The 24,933-nt window shown below is 40.4% G+C and carries 31 protein-coding genes; 17 read left to right on the top strand and 14 right to left on the bottom strand.

The window, feature by feature from the left end; genetic code table 11:
• Positions 1-10: 10 nt before the first annotated feature.
• The 4 genes from K8Q91_02110 to K8Q91_02095 all read left to right on the top strand — a co-directional run bounded on the left by K8Q91_02110 (position 11) and on the right by K8Q91_02095 (position 2,284).
• Positions 11-379, top strand: coding sequence for a DUF2200 domain-containing protein (locus tag K8Q91_02110; GenBank protein MCE9628769.1), 369 nt, complete (start codon positions 11-13; stop codon positions 377-379).
• A gap of 115 nt (positions 380-494) precedes the next feature.
• Positions 495-782: a YdeI/OmpD-associated family protein gene (locus K8Q91_02105; protein ID MCE9628768.1), complete on the top strand. Its 288-nt coding sequence runs from the start codon at positions 495-497 to the stop codon at positions 780-782.
• Between the two features lie 24 nt (positions 783-806).
• Positions 807-1,394: a septation protein IspZ gene (locus tag K8Q91_02100; GenBank protein ID MCE9628767.1), complete on the top strand. Its 588-nt coding sequence runs from the start codon at positions 807-809 to the stop codon at positions 1,392-1,394.
• A 125-nt stretch (positions 1,395-1,519) separates the two neighbouring features.
• Positions 1,520-2,284, top strand: coding sequence for a DUF1295 domain-containing protein (locus tag K8Q91_02095; GenBank protein ID MCE9628766.1), 765 nt, complete (start codon positions 1,520-1,522; stop codon positions 2,282-2,284).
• Between the two features lie 40 nt (positions 2,285-2,324).
• On the opposite strand, the gene K8Q91_02090 is transcribed toward K8Q91_02095, so the two are convergent.
• A complete protein-coding gene (locus K8Q91_02090; GenBank protein ID MCE9628765.1) occupies positions 2,325-3,353 on the bottom strand; it encodes a class A beta-lactamase-related serine hydrolase in 1,029 nt (342 codons plus the stop codon).
• Between the two features lie 156 nt (positions 3,354-3,509).
• On the opposite strand from K8Q91_02090, the gene K8Q91_02085 reads away from it, so the two are divergent.
• From K8Q91_02085 to rplU, 9 genes are all read left to right on the top strand, one after another.
• Complete coding sequence (locus K8Q91_02085) at positions 3,510-3,962, top strand: hypothetical protein (protein ID MCE9628764.1); 453 nt, start codon at positions 3,510-3,512, stop codon at positions 3,960-3,962.
• A gap of 67 nt (positions 3,963-4,029) precedes the next feature.
• Positions 4,030-4,941: an HAD hydrolase-like protein gene (locus K8Q91_02080; GenBank protein MCE9628763.1), complete on the top strand. Its 912-nt coding sequence runs from the start codon at positions 4,030-4,032 to the stop codon at positions 4,939-4,941.
• On the top strand, positions 4,934-5,539 hold the full coding sequence (locus tag K8Q91_02075; GenBank protein MCE9628762.1) for an AAA family ATPase: 606 nt from the start codon (positions 4,934-4,936) through the stop codon (positions 5,537-5,539). The genes K8Q91_02080 and K8Q91_02075 overlap by 8 nt, the downstream gene beginning before the upstream one ends.
• A 5-nt stretch (positions 5,540-5,544) precedes the next feature.
• Positions 5,545-6,444, top strand: a complete 900-nt coding sequence (locus K8Q91_02070; protein ID MCE9628761.1) for a class I SAM-dependent methyltransferase — start codon at positions 5,545-5,547, stop codon at positions 6,442-6,444.
• Positions 6,445-6,556: 112 nt separating this feature from the next.
• Positions 6,557-6,937 carry a hypothetical protein gene (locus K8Q91_02065; protein ID MCE9628760.1) on the top strand — a complete coding sequence of 127 codons (381 nt, stop codon included), beginning with the start codon at positions 6,557-6,559 and terminating at the stop codon, positions 6,935-6,937.
• A gap of 229 nt (positions 6,938-7,166) precedes the next feature.
• Entirely contained in the window at positions 7,167-7,535 is a 369-nt protein-coding gene (locus tag K8Q91_02060) for a septal ring lytic transglycosylase RlpA family protein (GenBank protein MCE9628759.1), read from the top strand.
• A gap of 394 nt (positions 7,536-7,929) precedes the next feature.
• Positions 7,930-8,436 carry a hypothetical protein gene (locus K8Q91_02055; GenBank protein MCE9628758.1) on the top strand — a complete coding sequence of 169 codons (507 nt, stop codon included), beginning with the start codon at positions 7,930-7,932 and terminating at the stop codon, positions 8,434-8,436.
• Between the two features lie 112 nt (positions 8,437-8,548).
• Positions 8,549-9,625, top strand: a complete 1,077-nt coding sequence (locus K8Q91_02050; protein MCE9628757.1) for a DNA recombination protein RmuC — start codon at positions 8,549-8,551, stop codon at positions 9,623-9,625.
• Between the two features lie 42 nt (positions 9,626-9,667).
• Entirely contained in the window at positions 9,668-9,976 is a 309-nt protein-coding gene (gene rplU / locus K8Q91_02045; protein MCE9628756.1) for a 50S ribosomal protein L21, read from the top strand.
• Between the two features lie 42 nt (positions 9,977-10,018).
• On the opposite strand, the gene K8Q91_02040 is transcribed toward rplU, so the two are convergent.
• The 5 genes from K8Q91_02040 to K8Q91_02020 all read right to left on the bottom strand — a co-directional run bounded on the left by K8Q91_02040 (position 10,019) and on the right by K8Q91_02020 (position 14,759).
• Positions 10,019-10,651 (bottom strand): toprim domain-containing protein, encoded by a 633-nt coding sequence (locus K8Q91_02040; protein ID MCE9628755.1) that lies wholly within the window; start codon positions 10,649-10,651, stop codon positions 10,019-10,021.
• A 3-nt stretch (positions 10,652-10,654) separates the two neighbouring features.
• Entirely contained in the window at positions 10,655-12,076 is a 1,422-nt protein-coding gene (gene dnaB, locus K8Q91_02035) for a replicative DNA helicase (GenBank protein ID MCE9628754.1), read from the bottom strand.
• A 135-nt stretch (positions 12,077-12,211) separates the two neighbouring features.
• Positions 12,212-12,463, bottom strand: a complete 252-nt coding sequence (locus tag K8Q91_02030; GenBank protein MCE9628753.1) for a hypothetical protein — start codon at positions 12,461-12,463, stop codon at positions 12,212-12,214.
• A 29-nt stretch (positions 12,464-12,492) separates the two neighbouring features.
• A complete protein-coding gene (cysS, locus tag K8Q91_02025) occupies positions 12,493-13,839 on the bottom strand; it encodes a cysteine--tRNA ligase (protein ID MCE9628752.1) in 1,347 nt (448 codons plus the stop codon).
• Positions 13,830-14,759, bottom strand: a complete 930-nt coding sequence (locus K8Q91_02020; GenBank protein ID MCE9628751.1) for a magnesium transporter CorA family protein — start codon at positions 14,757-14,759, stop codon at positions 13,830-13,832. Before K8Q91_02020 ends, cysS begins: the two co-directional genes overlap by 10 nt.
• Positions 14,760-14,823: 64 nt before the next feature.
• Here K8Q91_02020 and K8Q91_02015 point away from each other — a divergent pair, with 64 nt between their 5' ends.
• The 3 genes from K8Q91_02015 to rplI are packed head-to-tail and all read left to right on the top strand — an operon-like array spanning position 14,824 to position 17,238.
• On the top strand, positions 14,824-16,089 hold the full coding sequence (locus K8Q91_02015; protein MCE9628750.1) for a PDZ domain-containing protein: 1,266 nt from the start codon (positions 14,824-14,826) through the stop codon (positions 16,087-16,089).
• A 5-nt stretch (positions 16,090-16,094) separates the two neighbouring features.
• Positions 16,095-16,763 (top strand): hypothetical protein, encoded by a 669-nt coding sequence (locus K8Q91_02010; protein ID MCE9628749.1) that lies wholly within the window; start codon positions 16,095-16,097, stop codon positions 16,761-16,763.
• A gap of 13 nt (positions 16,764-16,776) precedes the next feature.
• Complete coding sequence (gene rplI / locus K8Q91_02005) at positions 16,777-17,238, top strand: 50S ribosomal protein L9 (GenBank protein MCE9628748.1); 462 nt, start codon at positions 16,777-16,779, stop codon at positions 17,236-17,238.
• Here rplI and rpmA read toward each other — a convergent pair.
• The gene (gene rpmA / locus K8Q91_02000) at positions 17,222-17,503 is read right to left on the bottom strand and encodes a 50S ribosomal protein L27 (protein MCE9628747.1); all 282 of its coding nucleotides are present in this window, start codon (positions 17,501-17,503) and stop codon (positions 17,222-17,224) included. The two genes, rplI and rpmA, sit on opposite strands and share 17 nt — an antisense overlap.
• Positions 17,504-17,543: 40 nt before the next feature.
• Between rpmA and K8Q91_01995 the strand changes: the two genes are divergently transcribed.
• On the top strand, positions 17,544-18,023 hold the full coding sequence (locus tag K8Q91_01995) for a hypothetical protein (protein ID MCE9628746.1): 480 nt from the start codon (positions 17,544-17,546) through the stop codon (positions 18,021-18,023).
• Positions 18,024-18,439: 416 nt separating this feature from the next.
• On the opposite strand, the gene K8Q91_01990 is transcribed toward K8Q91_01995, so the two are convergent.
• The 7 genes from K8Q91_01990 to K8Q91_01960 form a co-directional block, all read right to left on the bottom strand.
• Positions 18,440-18,847 carry a hypothetical protein gene (locus K8Q91_01990; GenBank protein ID MCE9628745.1) on the bottom strand — a complete coding sequence of 136 codons (408 nt, stop codon included), beginning with the start codon at positions 18,845-18,847 and terminating at the stop codon, positions 18,440-18,442.
• Between the two features lie 283 nt (positions 18,848-19,130).
• Complete coding sequence (locus tag K8Q91_01985) at positions 19,131-19,409, bottom strand: hypothetical protein (GenBank protein MCE9628744.1); 279 nt, start codon at positions 19,407-19,409, stop codon at positions 19,131-19,133.
• A 31-nt stretch (positions 19,410-19,440) separates the two neighbouring features.
• A complete protein-coding gene (locus K8Q91_01980) occupies positions 19,441-20,733 on the bottom strand; it encodes a peptidoglycan DD-metalloendopeptidase family protein (protein ID MCE9628743.1) in 1,293 nt (430 codons plus the stop codon).
• Positions 20,734-20,771: 38 nt separating this feature from the next.
• Positions 20,772-21,401, bottom strand: a complete 630-nt coding sequence (locus K8Q91_01975; GenBank protein MCE9628742.1) for a class I SAM-dependent methyltransferase — start codon at positions 21,399-21,401, stop codon at positions 20,772-20,774.
• Complete coding sequence (locus K8Q91_01970) at positions 21,385-22,710, bottom strand: glutamate--tRNA ligase (GenBank protein ID MCE9628741.1); 1,326 nt, start codon at positions 22,708-22,710, stop codon at positions 21,385-21,387. The genes K8Q91_01975 and K8Q91_01970 overlap by 17 nt, the downstream gene beginning before the upstream one ends.
• The gene (gene murG, locus K8Q91_01965) at positions 22,703-23,827 is read right to left on the bottom strand and encodes an undecaprenyldiphospho-muramoylpentapeptide beta-N-acetylglucosaminyltransferase (GenBank protein MCE9628740.1); all 1,125 of its coding nucleotides are present in this window, start codon (positions 23,825-23,827) and stop codon (positions 22,703-22,705) included. The genes K8Q91_01970 and murG overlap by 8 nt, the downstream gene beginning before the upstream one ends.
• Before the next feature lie 5 nt (positions 23,828-23,832).
• Entirely contained in the window at positions 23,833-24,933 is a 1,101-nt protein-coding gene (locus tag K8Q91_01960; protein MCE9628739.1) for a putative lipid II flippase FtsW, read from the bottom strand.

The raw sequence follows: 24,933 nt of genomic DNA, 5'->3' as shown, positions 1-24,933 counted from the left end.
TAAAATAAATATGAAACCAGAAGCTCCCACCAAAAAACACCGTATTTATACAACCAGTTTTGTCAGTGTCTACCCCCATTATGTTGCTAAAGCAGAGAAAAAAGGTCGGACTAAAAAAGAAGTCGATGAGATCATCTGCTGGCTGACAGGTTACAGCCAGAAAGGATTAGAGGAACAGCTAAAAAAACGGACAGATTTTGAAACTTTCTTTGCCAAGGCACCAAAACTCAATCCTTTACGGACTTTGGTTAAAGGGGTGATTTGCGGTGTGCGAATAGAAGAGATTAAAGAACCAACGATGAGAGAAATTCGATATTTGGATAAGCTGATTGATGAGTTGGCTAAAGGAAAAGTGATGGAGAAGATTCTACGACAGTAATATATAATAATTACTATTCCGGTGTTATTAATTTTATTATGCTCTTGGGAGCTGTCTTTTTAGAGTGGTGTAAGTAGAATAGATGAGTTTGTAATGTTTTGTTACACTTACTAGTATGACCAAAAAGACGACAAACTCTGATACTATCCACCGAGTTCCAAAAGATCTCACAGCAGTACTTCAATCAAATAAAGATATTTTAGAGTTGTGGAATGGGTTAACACCACTGGCTCGTAATGAATGGATTTGTTGGGTAACAATAGTCAAAAAAGAGGCAACCCGGACAGAACACTTAGCTAGGCTAAGTGAGGACTTACGAAGAGGAAAAAGACGGCCTTGTTGCTGGCCCGGCTGTCCTCATCGAAAACCCAAAGCTCAAAAGTGGTTTGATAAGAAAAAGTAGATTTACGACTCACTGGAGCAAAAAATGGAAAACAAGACAAAAAACTTCTCACTCAAATTAGCACTAAATTTATTTATAGAATTTGGACCAATAGTACTTTTCTTTATTATTTTTAATTTGGTTGATTTTGTAAACGCAACTATCGCCCTGGTAGTTGTTGTTTTGATTGCTTTTCTTTTATCAACATATGTCGAAAAAAGAATCGCCATTTTCTCTCTTTTTTCATCTGGTTTAATTATTATTTTTGGGGGAGTGACTGTTTTCTCATCAAACCCTACCTATCTGATCTTTAAAGACACATTATTCTGGGGTTTATTATTTCTGATTATACTTGGATACTATCTTAAAGGGGTTCTGATATTGAAAAAACTTTTTATTAGTATCTTCGATATTACAGATAATGGGTGGAGGATTGTCTCTATAAGATGGATGGTGTTTGCTTTTCTATTGGCTTTCTCTAATCAGCTGGCGTTGTGGTATTTTACGACGGAGCAGTGGGTTAACTACAAGATGGTGACCTTGCTTGCTTTCATTCTGTTTTCGATGTGGCAGTTTCTGCTTTCTCGTAAAGAACGAAATCCAAATGCAAACTCGTGGGGTATGAAAATATGATTGTGCTATAATTACATAATTATCAGTTAGGCTTTTGTATACTACTGGCAATAGCCTTACCGGTGTTTATTACTATAGACTCGGTTTCAACTAGTGCCTACTTTGGTCCCTAGTAAGATTGAACAATGAACTATTATTTAACCCTTGGTCTAATCCTGTTTGTCTACATGAGCCTTTGGTTCGTAGTTTCTTTAGTGAAAAAAAGAAACGATGTGGCTGATGTGGCTTGGGGCTTAGGTTTTGTACTTATAAGTTGGATATCATTTTTTCTTGTTGATTATTCTGGACCGCGAGAGATTCTAATAAATATCTTAGTAACTATTTGGGGGTTGCGCCTCGCTTGGCATATCCACACTCGCAATAAGGGAAAGAGTGAGGATTATCGCTATTTGGCGTGGCGCAAAGAGTGGGGTCAGTGGTTTTATCTACGTTCGTTTCTACAGGTTTATCTTTTGCAGGGCCTGTTACTATTCTTGATTGTTTTACCAGTGCTGGTGATAAATAAAAATTCAGAACCAACCCTAGGTGTGTTGGATTTTTTGGGGGTGCTGGTCTGGTTACTTGGTTTTTATTTTGAAGTTGTAGGTGATGCTCAGTTGGTTCGATTTATTAAAAACCCAGCAAACAAGGGTAAGTTAATGCAAGGTGGTTTATGGGCTTACACACGCCATCCAAATTATTTTGGGGAAGTGGTACAATGGTGGGGTATTTGGCTGGTCGCGTTGTCTGTCCCAAATGGTGCTTTTGCTATAATAGGACCTCTAACTATTACTACCTTGATTTTAAAAGTTTCTGGCATACCAATGTTAGAGAAAAAGATGGCTGAGAATCCTGAGTTTGTAGAGTACAAAAAAAAGACGAGTATGTTTATTCCTTTGCCTAGAAAATAAATTGACCGCCTATTTTATTGACTATGTTTTTTGGTGTTTTTTATTGCGAGTTAAGATTTGAAATATGATCCCAGGTTATTTTAGAAATATCCTTGATGACTGATTCAAGTGTGTCGAAATCATTTCCGCGAGTCATAACGCAAATAAAATAGGGTGCATTTTTATTATAGACGATACCGCAATCATGGAGCTCTCGATATAAAGGAGAAGTTGAAGAGTTGTCAGTCAGGACAGTGCGTACACCAAATTTGTGAGAAACAACTATGTCAGCTGGTACTCCCGCCACAAGGCCTTGTGTAAATTTTGTTCGGCTAAGAAGCTCTAAAACTTGTTCTGAAAGAGTGCGTGACAGGTATGTGCCGTTATAGAGAGCTCTCCAAAGATGGGAATATTCTCGGGCGGTGTAGGTATTACCTTGAGAGCGTGGTCCTGGTTCCGGAAGCTTAAGATCATGATAGGTCTTTAAAATTTTATTTTCTCCAACAATGTTTTGAAGAGCATTGTCCGCGGCGTTGTCTGAGTCTATTGCGAGGCGGTCAACTAGTTCTTTGATGGTGTATGAATAACCGCTTTTTACTGGGTTTTCTGACTGGTACTTTGTTTGACCTTCCTTAAGGAAACTATCATCACCATTTAAGCTAACGGTGCGAGAAAGAAGGTGGGGATCTGATTCGGCCACTCGAAGAACAGAAATTAGAGTTGCCACTTTAAGCATGCTGGCTGGGTAGAAAGTTTCTTCTGGGTTGATGGAGATCCATTGGCTTGTGTTTAGGTTGCGGTAATATACTGACATTTCACTAACCTTTTTTTGATCAATTACATTTTCTACGTACTGGCCGATTATTTTTTTAAGTGATGAGTACTCAGAGTCAGCTGGATCTTCGGGGACTTTTACAAACAGGAGGGGATTGATAAACTTGTAACTTGATGAAGTTTCCCGAACACTTTCTATTGTTTGAGGTTCGTCTGGTTTATTAATAATCAAACCCAAAGTGATTCCTGCACACAAAATAAGGACTTCAAAAATAATTCGAAAGTAGTTTTTATTAATTTTTGTGAACGCCATCATTTGAGAACTATTTCCTTTAATCTAAAAATACTACCATTTTAAAACAGGACTGTCGCCCCTGTTTTTTGATTTTTATTAGAGCTCGACAGGGATACTAAAATCATGGTATACAAGGAAATACTGTTTTAATAATCTAAAGTATTTTATAATTAAATAATGATTAATCTTTTAGATTTTATTGGTCTATTTTCATTATTAGCTGGTTTTATTATCGGCTTAGGGGCGGTCACAGTTATCGATTTGCATGGTTTTTTGGGCCGAAAGTCTACTTATTGGACCGAAGCGACCACTAGAACTCATAAAGTGACCAAACCATTAATTTGGTTGGGTATTTTCTTGGCGGTGGTTGGCGGGTTTATTTTTTATCGCGGATCTTATGGTGAACTAATTCCGCAATTGCATGCTTTGATTGCGGTGGTATTGATTTTAAATGGAGTGCTTTTGTCTTTTATAGTTAGTCCGTTTTTGCTAAAACGAGAAAAAGAGGGTAGATCAGCGGAGTTACTACCCAACAGTTGGCAGATGAAAATAATGGTTGGTTTAGTGGTTTCTGATCTAGGCTGGTGGAGTGGTCTGGCCTTGTTGGTTTGGTATATAATACAAATATAGTATATAGGGAGCCTTGCCCTCAGACTGTCATTTTTAGCTGTAACCTGGTAGTATTTTGATATACAAAATGGAAAGATTAGATAATGAAATTCAATCAGAATTAACAGAAGAAGATCGAAAAGATCGTGAAGACTTTTTGTATCTCCTGTCAATTATGGATAAACAAAGAGCAGTAGGGGTGACCCAACCTTTAGACTATCAGGACGCTATTACATATCGAGATACTGTAGAATCTTTTTCCGAACACCAAGAACGTGAGGGATCAATCACGACACTTTTTAATGATATAATTTTTGATTTTGACGGCGTTTTGTATGACAGTACATATTCAGTTTATCGAGCTTTAGAGCTTACATTGGACAAGAAAGCAGATAAAAATATACCAACACCAACGAGCGTTGAGGATATCGCCAACTCTTATCAAGCTCCTTTCCAAGATTACTATAAGCGTTTTGGTATATCGTTAAATACGCCAGAAGAGTTAACAGACTTTAAGGATACCTATCGGGAAGTTCAAACTCAAGTAAATAATGAACACCATACTCCAGCTGCTCTGTATCCAGAAGTTAAGGATGTTTTGAATAAACTTAAAGAAGCGAAACAGAATAATCCAAATCTGAAAATCCACATAATCTCAGCTGGGTCGGAGAAGTATATTAAAGAGGTTTTAGCGAAAGAGAATATTGCTGAAGATTTTGATGAGATACATGCAGACTGTCATGATAAATCGGGAATGATACAGATTATTGCGGATAAAGGAGAAACCCGGGAAAAAACAGTAATGATTGGCGATTTGCCGAGTGATATTAAAGATGCCAAGAGAGTTGAAGGGGTCAAGACAATAGCGGTAGCTCGAGGAGACAATGAATATAAAAGATTAGGAATGTATCTACCTGATTATATTGTTGAGGACTTAGAAGGTGTACTAGATTTGCGTTCATATAGTAAAGAATTACGTCAAGAAGAAGAACATGAGTAAGGGTAAGATTGTTGCCGTCATCGGGGCCCCTCGTAGTGGAAAGTCATTTTTAGTAAACAAGCTGGCTGAGACTTTAGATTTCTACCCATTTTTAGAAGGCCAGGGGGATGTTTTCCCAGATTTTATAGAGAACGATATAAAAAATAATCAAAATTCCTTACGAAGGATTTTATGGTTTCGTAACAAGCAAATTGACCATTTTCTAGAAGCAATAGACCTACAGGAATCTAAATCAGGAATCTTACTTGATACATTTTGGATTGATTACCAAATGTATGTTGATGTCTTACTGGAAGGTTATGACAAGAGTGTAGCTCAAGAAATGGCTCAGATAGATTTAAAAAGTCTTCAATGGCCTGATATTATTTTGTATTTAAAAAATAATGAAGCAGGAACTAGAAAATTTATAGAGTTGGGTGGTAGGGATTTTGATACGGGCAACTTTTATAAAGATATTATCGTCCCACTACAAGAGAAGTATGAAAGAGTTTTTGATCTTGTTCCGTCGACCACAACTCTGATTACCCTTGATCGGAGTGAGATGGATTTTGAAAATAAGGAAGATATTATTAAGCTGATAAAAAAGATGGATTTGTAAGGGGTATGAATATACTCAACAAACACCCTTTTGAAATTTGGCAAAGTCCAGCTGTGACGAAACTGCTGGCAGATTTCTTTGTGACTAACTACACTTGGGCGGGGATTCCCAAAGACCAGGCGGAAGAATTTGTGATGACAGCCTGGAAAGGAAAGGGGGTTATTGATACTGATGTGTTACGGAAAGAATGTGCCAAATTGTTGTTACAGATAAAGGATGATATTAAAGTTAAAGTGACTGAGAATGAGGAATTTAGCCTAATTAAATTAGACGGTGTAGAAACTTTTTTGGATATCGGAGCCAATCGATTAGCGGCAATTAACTACTATGCTCGCCGGTATGAGGCGGTGAAATTTATTGGAGTAGATATTATTCCGCAAAACGGCGATTTCATGTTTCCAGATAGGGGAGAATATTATCAGGTTGAGCCAGACGCCACTTCGTTTCCTATACCTCCAGGATCCGTTGATGTGATCTTGATTCAACATACCTTTCATCATTTTCCTAATGAAGAAGTTATTCGGAATACGTTAAATATTTGTCGTGGTTTATTAAAACCAGGTGGGAAGTTAGTTTTGATGGAAGAAACATTTACTAAGGATTTTGATTATTCCACTATTCCTAATATTGTGACTAATTTTGGTTTGCAAACAGATGCTGATCTAACGAGACGATTTTATGATCTAACTCCGGCCGAGCGGTGGGAATTTATTATTGCTAACGACTGGCTAATTAATGTCCACAATCCACACATGCAGTGGACGGGCCAGTACCGGACTTGGGAAGATTGGACTAAATTAATCTCGGAGTATGGTTTAAATTTACAAACAAGCTATAACCTAGGTCTTCGTCTCAACGGCCGACTCAAACAAGGTGTTCATATGGTAGGCGAGTTTCAGAAGTAAAAAATGCCCGGGCTAAAGGGTATTAGGGCAAACTTATTGACTTTAATATATAAAATGTTATAATACAGAGTGGAGGGGGTCTATAGCATTGGGCTATAGTTATCCTGTTGTATTGAATCAAGATAGGAGGGTGTTTACCGTGATTGTTCTCGTTGTTGGAAACAATATTGTTCTTGTCTCTGGAGGGATTGACCCCCGTCTGGCGACGCCAAGTTGCACGCCGGGTAACCGTCTGGTTGACCAGATGGTTTGGGATGAAAATCCCCCCAATGTCGGTCACCATACTTTCCGCTTGGCTGAAAAGCGGGAGGAGGGCGGCCGTACTTACGGATATTTCTACGGCCGCTGTGGCCGTCGGCTGGACATCATGGTTGATTCCGTTGATGCCGCTGAGGGCCTGCTTGGCCGAGCTGTTATCGAGCAGCTCGTGTCGAGGAATACGAAAGATCTCCTTATGGAAGAGGTCCGGCAGTCCGGACTTCCTCAGCACTAAACTAACCGCTCAAACCAAACGAACCGTCAAGGAACCGTTGGAGGGCGGTTTCTTGTTATTTGACAAAAGATATACTTAGTTATAGAATACTAGTGGACCTTAGTACCTATTTGACCTTAGAAAAAGAGTCGCGGACTGTCTCGCGCAACTTTTCATCAGGTTAAAAAACAAATAAGATAGTCGACTCGATTGTCTTGAGGAGTGTTTTGTCGTGAGTAGTTTCTTCCTAGTGATGTGGATTGGTTTTGTCGGAGGTCCGGCTTCTTCGGATCAGACAATAATTGATTCTCAATCAAAGGCCAAGATGGTGGTGGTGAGTTGGTATGGTGAGGAGTTACATGGTAGCCCTATGGCCAACGGGGAGCGCTTTGATAAGCGCGATCCAACGACAGTTGCCCATAAAGAGCTTCCATTTGGGACGCTCGTAGAGCTGACCAACCCCGAAACCGGTCAGACTTTGACGGTTGAAGTTAGAGATCGGGGCCCGTTTGCTCGCGGCCGAACATTTGACTTGTCGGAAGCTGGAGCTGAAAAGCTCGGCTTTAAAGACAAGGGTGTGACCAGTTTGGAGTCTAGGGTTGTCCTTCAACCCGATTAGGCTTCAACAATACCGTTACTCATGTGGGCCGTCCGATTCGTTTGGACGGCCCTTTCTTTTTATATTTGACAAGTTTTTTATAATAGTTACACTAAAATTATGAGTAATACAGGTTCCCAAATTTTGACTGGCACACGACAAACCTTCACAAAGGTTTGCTATTTTACTTTGCGCCACCTATTTGGCCAATCATTGGGGATACCTATGTACAAAACTTCATCTAATTTTTAAGGAAAATAATTTAAGATCAAGACAAGCACAGGCCTCCCCACAAGGGAGGTTTTTGGTTGGGGTGCTGATATGAGAATGGTGACGGCGAACTCATACCAGCATCTGAACACAAAGTTTAGAATTGTCTGGGTTGATTAGGTCTTTGTTAAGGAGGTTGAATGGTATGTCGAAGAAGGTCTTATTTTTTGCCGTGGTTGGGGGTGGTGGCTTAAATGTGCCGTTAGTTCTTAATCAGATTATCGCCCGTAAGGTGGAGCGTGATGACCAGGAGTCTGGTTTGGCTGACCAGGTGACAGTCGAAGTTGCCATGTTTGAGTCCGAGGGTGATGCTCGATCTGGGCTGGCGAATGGTTTTGCTGGCCACACCCAGATCGCGGTTTACGAGTCTAAAAGGGCGGATAGATCTTTCACCTGGCGTCGGAATGGCCGACCAAAGGAGGAGGTGCCCGATTGGGCTACGAGGAACACTTGGATTGTGGCGATTGGCAATCTTCTGCCAGAGGCTCGGGTGAAAACCTGTGCTAATCAGCTCTTGTCTGATGTGATTGCTTGGGTTTCTAATCCTGATAAGCGGAATTACCCGTGGGGTCAGGCGAAGAAACCTAAGGAAGAAAAAGCGCCAAAACCGCGGCGTCGTCGGCGTAATCAAGGCGCCCCTCGGTGTCTATGAGGTGTTTTCTCTGACTATTGTTTGTGTGTAGTCTAGACCGGCTGGTCTCCAATGCGAGACCGGCCGTTTTTTTTATCTTGGTTAAACTGGAGCTTATTGTTATGATATTGGCATGATTTTATATATTACTTTAGGAGTTATTGTTGGTGTGGTGGGTGGCGCGGTGGTGGTCTGGTTGTTGTTGAATAAAACCAAAGAGGGAAGTCAGGTGGCGGATCAATCCATGCTTTTATTACAAAATCAACTTCAGGATTTGATTAGAACGGTTGATCAAAAATTGTCTGATTCTTCGACCATGATCCAAACTTCGATGCAGGGGCAATTTGGCGAGTCGCAAAAACTAGTTAATCAATTTTTGGGGGAGATCACTAAAATGACCGAGAAGGTGACCAGAGTAGAGGAGACCGGTAAACAAATGATCGGCTTTGCAGATCAACTCCAAAACATGCAGGATATTTTCAAAAATCCGAAACAGCGTGGAGTGATTGGGGAATATTATTTGGAAACCTTGTTAAAAAATGTCTTACCGACTGGTAGTTACCAAATGCAGTATCCATTTTCTGATGGGACGATTGTGGATGCGGTTGTGTTTGTGAAAGATAAAATAATTCCAGTTGATTCCAAATTTTCACTTGAAAATTATAACCGGTTAGCTGAAGAACGAGATCCACTAGAGCGAGAGCGACTGGAAAAGTTATTTAAGACTGATTTAAAAAACCGAATTGATGAGACGGCTAAATATGTGAAGCCCAACGAGAAAACAATGGACTTTGCTTTCATGTTTATTCCTCACGAAGCGGTTTATTATGATTTACTGGTCACCCAAGTGGGGGCGGTCAAGGTTAATACTCGCGATTTGGTGGAATATGCTTTTAAAGAAAAACACGTGATCATTGTCTCGCCAACTTCCTTCTTGGCATATCTACAGACCGTCCTACAAGGCCTAAAAGCCCTCCAGATAGAAGAACAGGCGGTCGAGATCCGGAAGCGAGTCGAAGACCTGGGGAAGCATATTGGGGCCTATGATGAGTATTTAAAGAAGCTAGGGAATGCTTTAGGGACAACTGTGAGCCACTATAATACGGCTTATAAGGAGTTTAAGAAGGTGGATAAGGATGTGTTGCGGGTGACAGGGGTAGGGGGTGAAATAGAGCCAATTGTGCTTGATAAGCCCCAAATTGAGGATTAATCCCTTGCCTTGAAAGGGTTTTTCTGGTAGGATACTGGAATTATGTCATTTGCAGTTATTAAAACCGGGGGCAAACAATACGTGGTCCGAGAAGGGGAGGCTCTTACTATTGAAAAGCTTCCACAACCAGAAAACGGCAAGATTACCTTTACTGAGGTGCTTTTGATGGATGATGGTAAGAAGACTACTGTTGGTACTCCGACTATCGCTGGGGCAACTATTGAAGCTGATTTTGTCGCTGAAGGCCGAGCTAAGAAAATCACGATTGTTAAATATAAAAACAAGACTCGAGCTCGTAAAAAGCAAGGTCACCGTCAACCTTTTACTAAAGTTAGTATCAAGAAAGTTTAATTAAATAAAGAAAAAGCCCTGAGTAAAGTCGGGGCTTTTTCTTTAGACTCTGCGACCGCGCAGGGCTTCACGAATCGTGTCTGGGTCAGAGTATTCAAGCTCGGTGCCGGTAGACAACCCTCGCCCGAGGGTGGAAATAGTAAGGTTATTTTTAGTAGCTAGGTCCCGCAATTCCGCATGAACATAGTCAGCGGTGTTGTCACCCTCAACGCTAGCACTGAGGGCTAAAATCAACTCTTTTAGTTGGTTGTTTTTTAATAAGGTCTCGATTCTTTTTTTGAGAGCGCCTATCCGAATCCGAGCTTCAGGATTTTTGTCTAGAATAGGCACCAAGCCACCAAGGACGAAATACAAGCCGTTATAACTACCAGCTTTGCGAACATTTTCTAAATCAGCATCCTTTTCAACAATAATTAAAGTGGAATGATCAGCGGTTTCGTCACTACAAATCTCACACAAAGCCCCAGCTTGGTTGTAGTTCTTTTTGGTGAAGAAACGAAAACAACCAGAGCATTGAAGAGTTGAAGCTTTTAATTCTTGAATCGCTTCGATTATTTCTTCGGCTGTTTTACGGTCATGGTGGAGTAAATAGTAAACAAACCGCCGAGCTTGGCGAGGACCAATGCCGGGAAATTTTACAAACAACTCAGATAATTTAACGATAGGGTTGGACATATTTTAGAAACCACCAAAGCCGTTGGTGTTGTTGTTGGTATAAGCTGGGGCTGGTGGACCACCAAAGCCACCGAAGTCACCTTTTTCAATACTTAGGAAGCGAGTGCGTTCAGCGTCGAAGAAGAGTTCTACTTCACCAGTTGGTCCGTTGCGGTGTTTGGCAATAATAATCTCGGCAATATTTTTCCGATCAGAACCTTCGTTGAGACGGTCTTCACGGTGAATAAACATGACCACGTCGGCGTCTTGTTCGATCGAACCAGAGTCACGCAAGTCCGATAGACGAGGCTTACCGCCACGTTTTTCCACATCTCGAGAGAGTTGTGACAAAGCCACAACCGGGACCTCTAATTCACGAGCCAAGGCTTTAAGGGAGCGAGAGATTTCGGTTACCTGTTGGACCATCGAGTCCGTGTCGCGTTTTGGAATCATTAGTTGTAAGTAATCAACAATGATTAAATCAAGACCGAATTCAGCTTTAATACGTCGGGCCGAGGCTTTCATTTGAGTAATATTAATACTAGGTGAGTCATCAACGATTAGTTGAGCTTTAGATAAAGTTTCTAAAGCATCGCGCAGGCGAATCAGGTCATCTTCTTTGCCAACTTTGCCATTACGCAAATGCCACAAATCAATACCACTTTCACCAGAGAGCATACGTTCCGCCAATTGATCTTTAGACATTTCCAATGAGAAGAAAGCGACTGTCTTGCCTTGATGGCAAGAGACATTCCGAGCGATATCGAGAGCAAAAGAAGTTTTACCCACCGATGGTCGAGCGGCGAGAATCACTAAGTCTGATTTTTGGAGACCAGAAAGTTTGTTATCGATATCTTTGTAACCAGTTGGCACTCCGCGCATACCGACATCGGTCCCGTTGAGTTTGTCGAATCGTTCCCAAACTTCTGATAAGGTTTCGCGAATCGGGGCAAAAGTTTTTTTGGTAAAACTAGCAAGGTTGAAAATCAAATGTTCGGCTTTGTCGAAAATACTATCAACGTGATCGCGTTCGTTGTAACCGAGTTCCAGTATTTTATCAGCCGAAGCGATGAGGCGACGGAGAGCAGATTTCTTGGCGACAATTTCACCATAGTACTCGGCGTTAGAAGCAGAGGGGACGGAGTTCATTAATTCCGCCAAATAACTAGCGCCACCGGCTTGGTCTAGTTGTTTATTATCTTTTAGCTTGTTGCCAACTGAGACAGCGTCGATCGGATCGTGGTCGTCATAAAGAGCGCGAATAGTTTTGAAAATAATCCGGTGTTTACCGGAATACATATCGTCTGGGTAAACCACGTCGACCACCTCGTGCATCACTTCTGGGCGAAGCATAACAGAACCTAAAAAGGCCTGTTCAGCAGTCAGGTCGTGTGGTGGTACCTTTAGTCCCGGTGAGGCAAAAGGTTTGTCGTTGTTGTCACTCATGGAGCAATTTTAGCACATTAGATATAGGGGGAGAATTAGGAAAAAGAGACAGAAAGGGGGATAGGGAGTGGAGAACTTTCATAAACAACAAACCCGCCTCACAACTGACAGCGGGTTTGCTGTGCTGTGGGCGGGTTACTTCTGCTCAAGACTTTCGATTTTCTTCAGGATGCGGTCTACCCGTTCTTCGATGAATGCCATTCCAGCCCAAAGCATGACCATTCCCACCAAGGTGGTCCTCTCGTTGCCGGTGACGACATACATAAACAAACTGGTAATAATAAAAAACAGTAAGGCAATCATGTCGTGATCTCCCCAATTAGTCAGCTTCTCAGCTGGGTTGTATATAACTATAATATTAACATAATTTGATTGAAAAGTCAACAAGCTTTGTGTTGTGGCTAGGTGGAGAATTTTTATTTGCGGAAAACTTTCTGCCCATTTGGGGTGTCTTTTAATTCAAAACCGAGAGAGCTTATTTCATCCCGGAGGCGGTCGGATTCGGCCCAGTTTTGGGCTTGGCGGGCGACTTCACGGTCGTTGATGAGGTTTAGGATATTTTCGGGGATTCGTTCTGATTTAATGTCGACTAAACCTAAACCTAGGACTTGGTCGAAGTCGAGCAAGGTCGCTTTTTTATCCGCATTAGAAATAGTGCTATCTGATAGTAATTCCCAAATGAGAGCGATAGTTTGAGCGGTATTTAAATCATCCTCCAAACTTTGGGTAAATTTATCATGATAGGTTGCTATTATTTCTCCAGTTGGTTCATTGGATAATTCTTCCATAACTCGTACTAATTTTTTGTAAGCTTCTTGAGCCCCGTTTACCGCTTCAAAGGTAAAATTAGTAGTCGTGCGATAGTGAGAAGTTAAGACCCAATAACGGAAGGCGAGTGGGGAAATATTTTCTTCTTCCAGAGTTTTCAAATTTACGATATTACCGAGGGATTTAGACATCTTTTCATCGGCGATATTGATATGCCCAGAGTGCAACCAATAATTCACAAAGTGTTCACCAGTCGCCCCTTCGGATTGAGCGATCTCGTTAGTGTGGTGGGGAAACATTAAATCGATACCTCCGGTGTGAATATCGATAGTATTACCTAGTAGTGAAGTGGACATAGCCGAACACTCGATGTGCCAACCTGGTCGGCCTTTACCAAACGGCGCATCCCAAACTACCTCACCATCTTCAGGTTTATAAAATTTCCATAACGCAAAATCTTGAGGATTAGTTTTGTCATACTCATCATTTTGAATTCGCGATTGAGTGTGGGCGTCTAGTTTTAGATCAACCAGTTGTCCATAGTTTTTAGCCTTAGTGATATTGAAATAAATTCCATCTTCGGTTTGGTAAGCTATCTCTTTGGCTAGTAAATTACCAATCATGGTAATCATTTGTTCAATATAGTCAGTAGCGTGAGGAGTGTGGGTTGGCTCAAGAATGTTTAATTTTTTTAGATCTTCCCGCCAAATAGCTTCGTATTTTTTAGTGAAGTCAGATAGTGAAGAATTTTCCGCTTGAGCACCGCGAATAGTTTTATCATCCACGTCGGTAATATTCATGACTTGGTCCACCTTGTAACCCAAATACTCAAAAGTGCGACGGACTGTATCAGAGAAGATAAAAGCCCGGAAATTGCCAATGTGGGCGTAGTTGTAAACTGTTGGTCCACAAGAATATAGCCTCACTTCTCCAGCTTGAAGAGGAGTAAAGTCTGTTTTGGTTTTAGTAAGGGTGTTGTAAAGTTTTAGAGCCATCGGTTTCTCTTGGCTAGGGCGTACATACCCAAGACTACCACAGCCATAAAGACCAAGACAATAAAGAAGCCAGAAGGCTCACTCATCAGAGGAACAAAGGTGGTACTCATACCGAAAACACCAGAAATTAAAGTTAGAGGGAAAAAGATAAAAGCGGTGGCGGTTAAGACACGCATAGTTTCGTTGGTTTTAATGGAAAGGAGGGATTCGTTGGTTTGGCGAATATCGTAGAAGGTGTCTCGGTTGCTTTCGAGCATATTCCAGATACGTTCGTATTCACCACTGATAACTCTAAGTTGAAAACTGAAATTTTGGCCAAAAAACTCTTTAGCTACCAACTCTAGAGAGGCGAGAATTTCGCGGTGAGATTTGAGAGACCAGCGGAAGTCGATTAAACTGCGGTTGATGTCTGATAAACGAGACACCATTTCTCGTTCGCGACCAGCAAAAACATGACCTTCAACATCTAGGAGTTGGCGATTGATGTATTCCAACCCTTCTTCTAGGTGTTGGTACATAGTCCGCATGATATGGAAAAACAAATAACCAGCGTGAATATCTTTTTTATTTTTTTCTGGACCGAAGTGAGCCTCTAAAATCTTGGATAACTCTTCTAGTTGAGGGATTTCCTTGTAGTGGGTAGTAATTAAAAAATCCTTACCAAGAACAAAATCTATTTCTTCTACATCAAGAGTGTGTTTCTCGTTTGGTCCATAACAGACAGCACAAGGTGGAAAATGGAGAATTAAATAAATATAGTCTTCGTAGGAGTCGACCCGAGAACGAGCACTAGGAGTGACTAATTCTTCGGCGACTAAGGAATGAAGTTTATATTTGTCGGTTAAACTAGCAATATCTTCTTTGGTTGGTGACTCTAGATCGATCCAAGTAATATTTTTGTATTTTAGTTGTTTAATCATTAAGACTATTATACTAAGCCAATATTTGACCACAAGTGGATAGTTTGCGATAATTGTGTTACATATGAACATCAATTTTTCTCGTAGTTTGGGAGCTTTGCTTATTGTTGGAGCTCTTGGTGTCGGTTTTGTGGCCGGCGCCCAATATGGTTATGATCACGGATCAGCTATTAAGGAAGTGAAGGCGGTAACCAATAAAGAAAACACGGTTAGTGATCAGGTTGACTTCTCTCCTTTCTGGGAAGTGTGGACAGAATTAGATCAGAAATTTGTCGGTGGGGCTAATGGGACAACAACCAAAATTGCTACTGATCAAGACCGAGTATGGGGAGCTATTTCTGGTATGGTCGCCAGTGTGGGGGACCCTTATACAGTTTTTATGCCTCCAGTGGAAAAGAAAAAATTTGAAGAGGAGATTGCTGGTAATTTTGGCGGGGTGGGAATGGAACTGGGAATGAAAGAGGGTAAGATTACCGTGGTGGCTCCTTTACCAAATAGTCCAGCCAAAAAGGCTGGTATAAAATCTGGTGACAAGGTGGTTAAAGTCGATGATAAAGATATTTCAGGTTTAGCTATTGATGAGGTGATTAGTAAGATTCGTGGCAAAGAGGGAACAGTGGTTAAGTTAACTATTTCCCGAGCAGGTGAAAAGGAATTAAAAGACTTTACACTGATTCGAGATATTATCCAGATACCAACTATTGCGACTAAGAAATTACCAGATGGTGTTTTTGTGATTAGTTTGTATAACTTTTCAGCTCAATCTCCTAATCTATTTAGAAATTCTCTACGGGAATTTGTGGAATCAAAAAGTGACAAGTTAATTATTGACTTGCGTGGCAATCCTGGCGGTTACATGGAAGCGGCGATCGATATGGCCTCTTGGTTTTTACCGGCTGATAAGGTGATTGTGAGAGAGACTCGTAAAACAGATGCAGAAAAAACCTACCGTAGTCATGGTTACAATATTTTTACTGACAGATTAAAGATGGTCGTTTTAATTGATCAGGGAAGTGCTTCAGCGGCAGAGATTTTAGCGGGCGCCTTGAAAGAGCAGGGCAAAGCTATCTTGGTGGGTGAGAAGTCTTTTGGTAAAGGATCGGTTCAAGAGCTTATTCCAGTAGGCGGTGACGCCTCTTTGAAGGTGACTATTGCTCGCTGGTTGACTCCAAGTGGTCACTCCTTGTCTAGTAATGGTCTAGACCCAGATTACAAAGTGTCTATGACAAAAGAAGATTTAGAAGCTAATCGGGATGTCCAAATGGCTAAAGCAATTGAAATATTGACCGGTAAGGTGTTAGCGACTAGTAGTATTCCGAAAATTAAATAATTCTTATGTCTTTAGAAAAGAGGGAAATTTCTAGACAATCAAAAACACCAATATTAACAAAGGAGGTAGTAGGCTTACTTACGAAGTTGTGTTTTAGGCCGGATGATATATTAACCCCAGCGGAGTTGTTGTTTGTGTTTGGAAATAGTCAGACTGAGAGAATGGCAGAGTTAACTAAAATAGTTTTAAACAGGAAATTAGTTTCCAAAGTGGTGCTAACAGGGGGAACTCCCAAGTTTGAGGACAGTGTTATAGTCCCTAAGCCAGAATCACAATTGGTTTTGGATTCTATTAACCCTAACTTGTTTCCCGATGTAGAGTTTTTTATAGAATCTGTTTCAGATAACACCCTAGCTAATGTTACCGAAGCATTAAAAGTTTTAGATTTTAGTAGCTATAAAAAAATAATATTTCTTTTTAAAAAACATGATTCCAGAAGAGGTTATCTAACCCTTAAGAAATTATTACCCAAAACTGAGTTATTACAAGTGACATTTCCTGGTGTATATAAAGACGGGATTACTATTACTGAAGATTCTTGGTTTAAAAATGAAGTTGCTATTTCGCGCGTTTGGGGAGAATATCTACGAATCAATAAATATGGCAGAAGGGGTGATATTGCCTTTGATGAGGTAGCTGATATAGTAGAGGCAATTGAGAAATTGACCGAATAAATATAATAAAAATATGAAAATAGTTTTACTCCAAGATGTGCCAAAAGTTGGTAAAAAATATGAAGTGAAAGAGGTGGCCGATGGCTTTGCGCGTAATGTTTTACTAAAACAAAATAAAGCAGTGATCGCTAGCCCAGAAGCTCTTAAAAAGGTGGAGGCTTTACAGAAAGAAAAAGAAGCTTCAGATATGCATAATATTAGAGTTTTTAAAGAATTAACCGAGAGTCTTAAACAGGTGGTTCTAATTATAGAAGCAAAGGTGGGTAAAGAAGGTCACTTGTTTGCTGGTCTACACAGTAAAGATGTAGCTGAACACTTAGCTAAACAAACTGGTATTAAAATTGATCCCAAGTTTATTATTTTAGACAAACCACTAAAAACAGTAGGGGAGGTGACTGTTAAAATAACAAATGGCGAGTCAGGGACTCGCCATTTGGAAGCTTCTTTGAATATCTCGATTAAACCTTTGGAATAACGTTTGCGACAGTGATTCGTTTTACTTTACCAGTAAAACTCATTTTGCGTTTAGTGGAGAATTTTACTTGACCTTCGGTAGCTGAGTATAGGGTGTGGTCCTTTCCAACTCTCACATTTTTACCAGCAGCGATTTTAGTGCCTCGTTGACGAACAATAATAGAACCAGCATTAGCGTCCTGGCCAGCATAAAGCTTGGTACCAAGGTACTTAGGGTTAGAATCGCGTAGGTTTTTGGCGGTACCGCCAGATTTTTTTGTTGCCATGGCTTATAAGTGTTAAAATTTAACGTATTGAATTTACCGTATGAGTATAAAAGAATTAAGCCAAAAAATCAAGGGTTATCTGGCTTTGGGTTGGAATAAGCTAGTAGAACACGAAAAAGACCTCTTTTTGACCCTGACGGTGATTGTGGTGGCTGTTGGGGCTTTTGGTTTGGGACGTCTGTCGGCCACAACTAACACTCAAGAACCGGTCCGAATCGAGCAGGTGGATTTAGATAAAACCACTATGGTAGTCACCACTGAAAGATCGGGGGTGGTGAGTGATCAGGTGCCGAAGGTTAATTTGACTGCCTCGGTGGGTAATTTAACAGGGGAGGCACAACCCGTGAATTCCCTGGCTAATACTGGTAAGGTGGTAGTTTCTAAAAATGGCACCAAGTATCATTTACCAGAGTGTTCGGGGGCTAAAAGAATTAAAGAGGAAAACAAAGTTTGGTTTAATTCTATCGCTGAGGCTCAGAAGGCTGGCTACACCGCCGCCGCTAACTGCCCTGGGTTATAATTTTTTTTATTTTTTCTAAAATTTAAAATGGGAGTCTCCCCTAACGGGGGAGAGAAAAAGGGGTTAAGGGCTTGATGTCATTTTTTATAATTATCGATTAGTTTCACATTAGAGTTAAAGAGGGTGAGAGGTTGAGAGTTTGGTAGAGGTGAGTACAAATAATTAATTCAGGGACAATTTTGTTTAGACTATTTTTTAGATATTAAAGGCCGGGGTAGTACCAGCTGTAAGAACAATAGAACGTCGCACAACATAGATTTTGCGACGTTGATCTATAAATAAAGCCTAGGTTAAATATCTATAAACAATCTGGCTAAACTCTATTCTCCTCTCTATTTAATTAAACAAAGGAAAAAGCTGACGGATTACTCCAGTCAGCTTTTTCACGTAGTACCTATCTCTCTCATTATCTGAGCTTAGGCGTTTTTATCGAGTCTAGGGCTCCAGCAAGGTTTGCTCCAGTTCCAGTGCTTACTACCTTCGTTTTTAAGAAGCCATAAGCCGTAATCGATATTACCTTCTGAGGTGTAAATATCATATCCCAACTCTTTACTCTTCTCTAAGTGGTATTTTTCATTAATTTGAAAAACGCCAACGTCGGCAGGATTGTGCACTCCACGGAGCACTACAGGAGTACCATCTTCGGCCTTTTTTGTAGAATCATATTGCCGATTGGTACTCTCACAGAATGCAATTGCTAAGGCTAGATCTTTAGAAACTCCAAATGTACCAGCGCGTTCAGTAATCAGTTCTGGGATGACCTGCTCTATCACTTTAGCTGATGGTGTTTCTACAGCTTGGTTTGATAAATCAGGAACAGTCACCGGAGATGAATTTCCTAACGCTATGAGGCCAACTAGACCTATTTGTAGAGTTTTAAAAATACGCTTTAACCAAAAAAATCATCAGCAAGCTAATGATCTTTTTGATAATAGTTATCTTAATATGCAGGCTGACCATAACACCGTTTTGCCCTGCAATTTTTTTATAGTAGCAGTTTTGTCATCAAAAGTCAATGACTATGCAATATATCTAATTGTAATGTCAAGGTCAGAGGTTTAAAAGCTATATATTATAAGGGTTATTTCAGACTGGACTTTTTGTTGACTATTGTGGTGTGGTTTTAGCATTAGTTAGAATTAGGTCCCAAAGATAGATAGCTGGTTCTTTTAGGTGGTCATTCCAGAAGCCTAAAAACCAGTCCCAGCCTTGCTTGGCTAAATCCCCTACATAAGCAAAGTTAGTTTTAAAGGCTTCAGATTCAAGTAAAGACCGGATATCTATCTTTAATAGACTCAAAATAACTACCAGAACGACTACCGCTAAAATAATCTTAATAAAACCGTCGTTAGGGCCTTGTTCTGGAGAGTTTTTTTGGGTGGACATGACTTAATTATAACTTACTTAGGCTGGTTTTTTAAAGATAAGATAGTGGATTAAGATAAGCACTTGGTGGTGATAAAGGGATACGATAAGTACCACAACCCGGGACTTTACTCTTCACAAAGCCAACACTAACTCCAGCTGAAGCTAAGACAGAAAAATGAAGATGAGGACCGGTGACATAACCAGTCGCTCCACTATAGCCAATAATATCTCCGGTATTAACGGATTGGCCTTCGACTACTTTTATTAGTGATAGGTGGGCGTAAATAGTAGCTAGGCCGTTGTTGTGCTTGATCATGATCCAACGACCATAGGAAGCACCTTTACAGACTAGGTCGGTATCACCCGCACCGGTTACGACACCAGACAATGGGGCTTTGATAGGTGTGCCGACTGGGGCACCTAAGTCTATCGCGTTATGGCCATTGCCTTTATAGACCTGAGCATTGGCTGTGGCAAAGGGAGTGTTGCCAAAGTATTGAGTAATTACCACCTTATCAAATGGCCAACGTAAGATGCCTGAGCCGGTTTTGGGGACACTGCTTGGGTTGATGGTTATCTTGATAGCTTCCTCGGCCTGACGAATCTCAGCTTCAACTTGTTGTTTTCGTTGTAGTTTTTGGGCAACCAAAGCGCGGTAGTTAGCCTCTTGGTTTTTGGTTTCGGCTAGGAGACTCGCTGTACTCTTACGGTTAGCATCAGCAATCTTTTTTTGATCAACCAATTTACTTTTTAAAATAATTAAATCCGCTTTCGCTTTTTCGGCTTGTTTTTTTCTTTCTTCCTGTTCAGTTTTTATATCCCGTAGGTCCTCAACCTTATCTTTAAGTTTGGTGGATAGAGAGGAGAGTGACGCTAGACTATTCCAAAAATCCCCAGTTGTCTTCCATTGTAGTAGGGCAGTCAGCGGTGTTGTATCCCCTTCTTCTTGTTTTAAGCGACGAAGAGTTTCGGCAATGACTTCCCTATTACTACCAATTCCCTTGGCGCTGGCTTGGATTTCCAGTTCTAATTTTTCTATTTGTAACTCAGTGGAGGAGATTTTTTTTGTCGTTAGGGCGCTATCGGCGTCTAGTTTTTTAGTGGTGGCTTCTAGTTGTTTGACGGTTCCCTGAAGAGTGGTGGCTTGCTTGTTGGTTGAAATAACCTGGGCTTGATATTTCATTATCTCCGCCTCAAGTTTTTGAATTTCACTAGTCTGATTAGAAATCTGGTTTTGCAGGTCTGATACCCGATCGGCTTCGGCCAGATGGGGGTTCAAAAAAATAACCAAAGTTAAAATGGTTACAATGGTAGACCAAAATGAACGCCGATAATTAAACATTTAGTCTTATTGTACACTGGAAGACTTATTTTGTCTGTTTATGGGGTGATATCTATCAAGTAAATAATCCCGAAAAAGTATTTGGTTGATTTAAAATTTGTGAAACCGGCTTGTTTAATAGTGGCTAGGTGGTCCCTATTGAGATGGCATTGGTATTTTTGGAGATGTTTGGGGGCTCGTAGTCTTTGAAACCAAGCTATTGGTTTCAAATTACTTAAACCATGCTCTAATAGTAAGATGTGACCAGCTGGCTTTAAAACCCGAGCCATTTCCGTCAAAGCTTTAATCGGGTCAGCGAAAGTGCACATAGCCAGGGTGGATACCACTGTATCAAAAGTGTGGTCAGCGAACAGTAACTTCTCACTATTCATTTTTTGTAAATCAATATCCAAGCCTAGTTTTTTGGATCGATTGTAAGACAATTTCAACATATTCTGACTTAAATCAATCCCAACTAAATTAACACCACTAGAATAGTGGCTAAAATTTATACCAGTCCCAACCGCTACTTCCAGAGTTTTGCCTTGGGCTTGGCTGATTAATTTTTTCCGCAAAGGAGTTAAAAACCAAACTTCCAGAAAAGAAACGAGAGAATCGTAAATAGGCGCTTCAGTATCATAATGTTGTTCTATTGATTCGTTAGTAATTTCTTTATTGTTGGTTGGCATAAGTTAGACGGCTGATTGTTTCATCTTTACCTAACAGTTCAGCAACAGTAAAAGGGTCTGGTGACTTTTCTTGACCCGTTAAGGCGACTCGCATTGGCCATAAAACATTACCCCTCCCCTTCTCGGTGGCAAAATCCCAAACGATTGTTTTAATATTTTCGGCAGTGAAATTATTTTCTACGGTAGTCTGCAAAAGTTCTATCAGTCCAGTTAGGTGTTCCGTGGTCTTTAGAAGTTCTTTGCTTGGTTGGGGTGTTGTTAAGAGAAAATCAAATTCACCACTAGACCAAATATGTTCTACTTCGTGAATAGTTGAGATCCGATCTAGTAGTATCTTACTAATGATGCCTATTTGGGCTTCAGTCAGTCGACCGATTGGTAGATATTGTTTGATAGCTGTTTGCATTTCAGCGGCCGGTTTTAGTTTTAAATACTCCCTATTTAGCCATTGTAATTTTTCAATATTAAAAACAGCACCACTTTTTTGAATAGCGGCTATATCAAATCGTTTTACTAGTTCATCTAATTTAAAAATTTCTTCATTAGTACCTTCGGTGGTGCTAGTACTAGCCTGAGGTGACCAGCCAAGTAGGGCCATAAAGTTGATAAAGGCTTCTGGTAAGTAGCCTTCTGTGCGATAGGAGGTCACAGCTACGGCGCCATGTCTTTTTGACAACTTGGATCGATCTGGAGCCAAAATGAGCGGTATGTGGGCATAAGTTGGACGTGTTCCACCTAAGGCTTCAAGCATCAAAATCTGTCGAGGTGTATTAGAGATATGATCTTCACCACGAATTACGTGAGAAATATTTAAATCAATATCATCTACCACAGAAGCAAAATGGTAGAGCGGATTATCCAGATCTTTTGCAATGACAAAGTCTCCAAGTTCAGTAGTATCGAAAGTGATTGGACCGTGAACTAAATCTTCAAAAGTTACTATTGTGCCTGGATTTCTAAAACGGATCACTTCATCCCTATCTCCTTCTTTAAGTACGGCTTCTTTGGAAATATAAGCTTTATCTTGGGAGATCAATTCTTCAAGCTTCTCTCGGTATAATATTGACCGTTCGCTTTGTCGATATATATTGTCGTAAGTTAGATTTAACCAATCTAAACTGGCGACAATATTGTCAGAAAATTCTTGGGTTGACCGTTCTTTATCGGTGTCATCAATACGCAGAATAAATTGCCCGCCATGCTTTTTGGCGAATAGATAATTAAATAAAGCTGCTCTAGCGGTACCAATATGTAGGAAGCCGGTTGGACTAGGGGCGATGCGAGTTATAACTGGTTGAGAATTAGGCATGACTTAAAGATATTTTAACTAACTCATCAGCAATAGTTCTGGCGGCGTTGGGACTAGAGAAAGATTTGGCGTTATTTTTCATATCTTCCAATAACTTAGGATTTTGAAATAATCGATCGATTTCTGACAATAAAACAGAAGCTGATAAGTTATTTTCTTCAATAACTACACAAGCCCCAGATCTGGCGTAAGTGAAAGCATTGGTTCTTTGGTCGTGACTGATTGCTTCAGGGATTGGAATAATGATCGACGGTACTCCCCATTGGGCGATTTCAAAAATAGCTGATCCAGCCCTAGAAACAACTAGATTGGTGGCTCCCGCCGCCATACGAGAAGCTAGGTCGTTTAAATATGCAAAGGGTTTGTAACGATTTTCTCGGCCAGTTCCTTCTAGTAAAATTTTTGACCGAATCTCGGCATTAGTGAAATTATTTTTACCTGTTTGGTGAATTATTTGGTAACGCTTTGTTAATTCTGGGAGTAGATCTAAAACCAGATCATTAATACGAACGGCCCCTTGAGAACCACCTAAAACCAAAATGATTGGTAATTCCTCGGTTAGTTTTAAATACTCTTTAGCACCTTCGGCTATTGGGTATAGTATTTCTTTACGAATTGGGTTGCCGGTGACAGCGGTTTTATCTTTAGGAAAATATTGAACGGCTTCCGGATATGATACGGCAATCCGTTTGGCAAACTTAGCTGCCCACAGATTGGCTCGACCTGGATGGGAGTCTGACTCGTGAATAACAACTGGAATGTTAAGAATTTTTGCCGCCCACAAAGCTGGTACACTCGAGTACCCACCTTTAGCAAAAATGACATCAGGATAGATTCTGTAGATTTTAATAATCGCTTGGAAAATACCAATGATGGTTTTAGCAACATCAAAGATATTAGCAATTGAAAAGTAGCGACGAATCTTCCCAGCGTTAACTGGAATGAAAGTAATTTTATTTTCTAGTAAAGCTCGTTCATTATAAATGTCAGCTGACATGAAATAAAACTCCGGTTCTAAGAGTTTTTTCTCGTAAACTATCTCTCTTACTTCTTGAGCAACAGCAATAATAGGATAAAAGTGTCCACCTGTGCCTCCGCCTGTAAATAGGATTTTCATAAAAATTAAGCGTATCTTGAAATATTGAGAATAATACCTGAACCGGTTAGAGCAAAGAGTAAAGAACTACCACCCTGGCTGACGAAAATCAAAGGATCTCCGGTGAGGGGTATAAGACCCAGCATGGCTGAAATATTCATGAAAGACTGGGTTAAAATCATTATAACAATACTCATCGACAGAAGTCTACCAAAGGTGTCTGGAGCGTTGGCGGCGATTTTGAAACCCCACAAAGCAAATAATAAAAACAGACTGATCAGTAAACTAGCACCAATAAAACCGAATTCTTCTGAGGCTACAGCAAAGATTGAATCCCCTATTGGTTCTGGTAAAAAGCTAAATTTTTGAATACTTTGGCCAAAACCACGACCAAATAGACCGCCTGAACCGATGGCAATTAGAGATTGGTTTAATTGGTAGGATGAGGCCAGAGTGTCGGCGGTTGGATGGATATAAGTTATGATACGCTCCCTAATGTATGGCTTGTAAATAGCCAACCCACCGGCTCCAATAGCTCCAATTAAGGCTAAAATAGCTAAATCTCGATAACTAGCTCCACTAACGAAGTACATACTTACCAAAGCGATAGCGACCACAAGAAAAGTTCCAATGTCTGGTTGAGTAATTAAAACGCCAGCTGATAGACCTAATAAAACTAGAAGTGGGACTAATCCCCATTTGGTCGTAGTCACTTTATCTTTGACTGAGGCAATCCAAGCAGCAAAATAAATCACCAAACCTAATTTAAAAAATTCTGAGGGTTGAAGTGAAAATAGATATAGATCAATCCAGCGCTTAGCTCCACCCGATTGAATACCGATACCAGGAATAAAAACCAACAAAGTGACGAGGACTGTTGTAATTAATATTGGCAAAGCGTATTTGCGCCAATTTTTATAATTTATCTTACTCACAACCAACATGATTACAAAACCAGTTAGTAAGACAGCTAATTGTTTTGAAGCCAGTTTGGCAAAAATACTAACATCTTGATTTAATTTACCTAAAGAAGCTGAGCTAAAAATAAAAAAACCAGATACCAATAAAGACAGAACAATCAAGAAAAAAACTCGACTCACCTGCTTTTGGTGATGTTGGGCAGACAT

This window comes from Candidatus Vogelbacteria bacterium (assembly GCA_021414225.1).
GTDB lineage: Bacteria > Patescibacteriota > Minisyncoccia > Phycocordibacterales > XYD1-FULL-46-19 > JAIOOX01.
The sequence above is the reverse complement of the archived record's forward strand: the minus strand, read 5'-3'. Positions and strand labels throughout refer to the sequence as shown.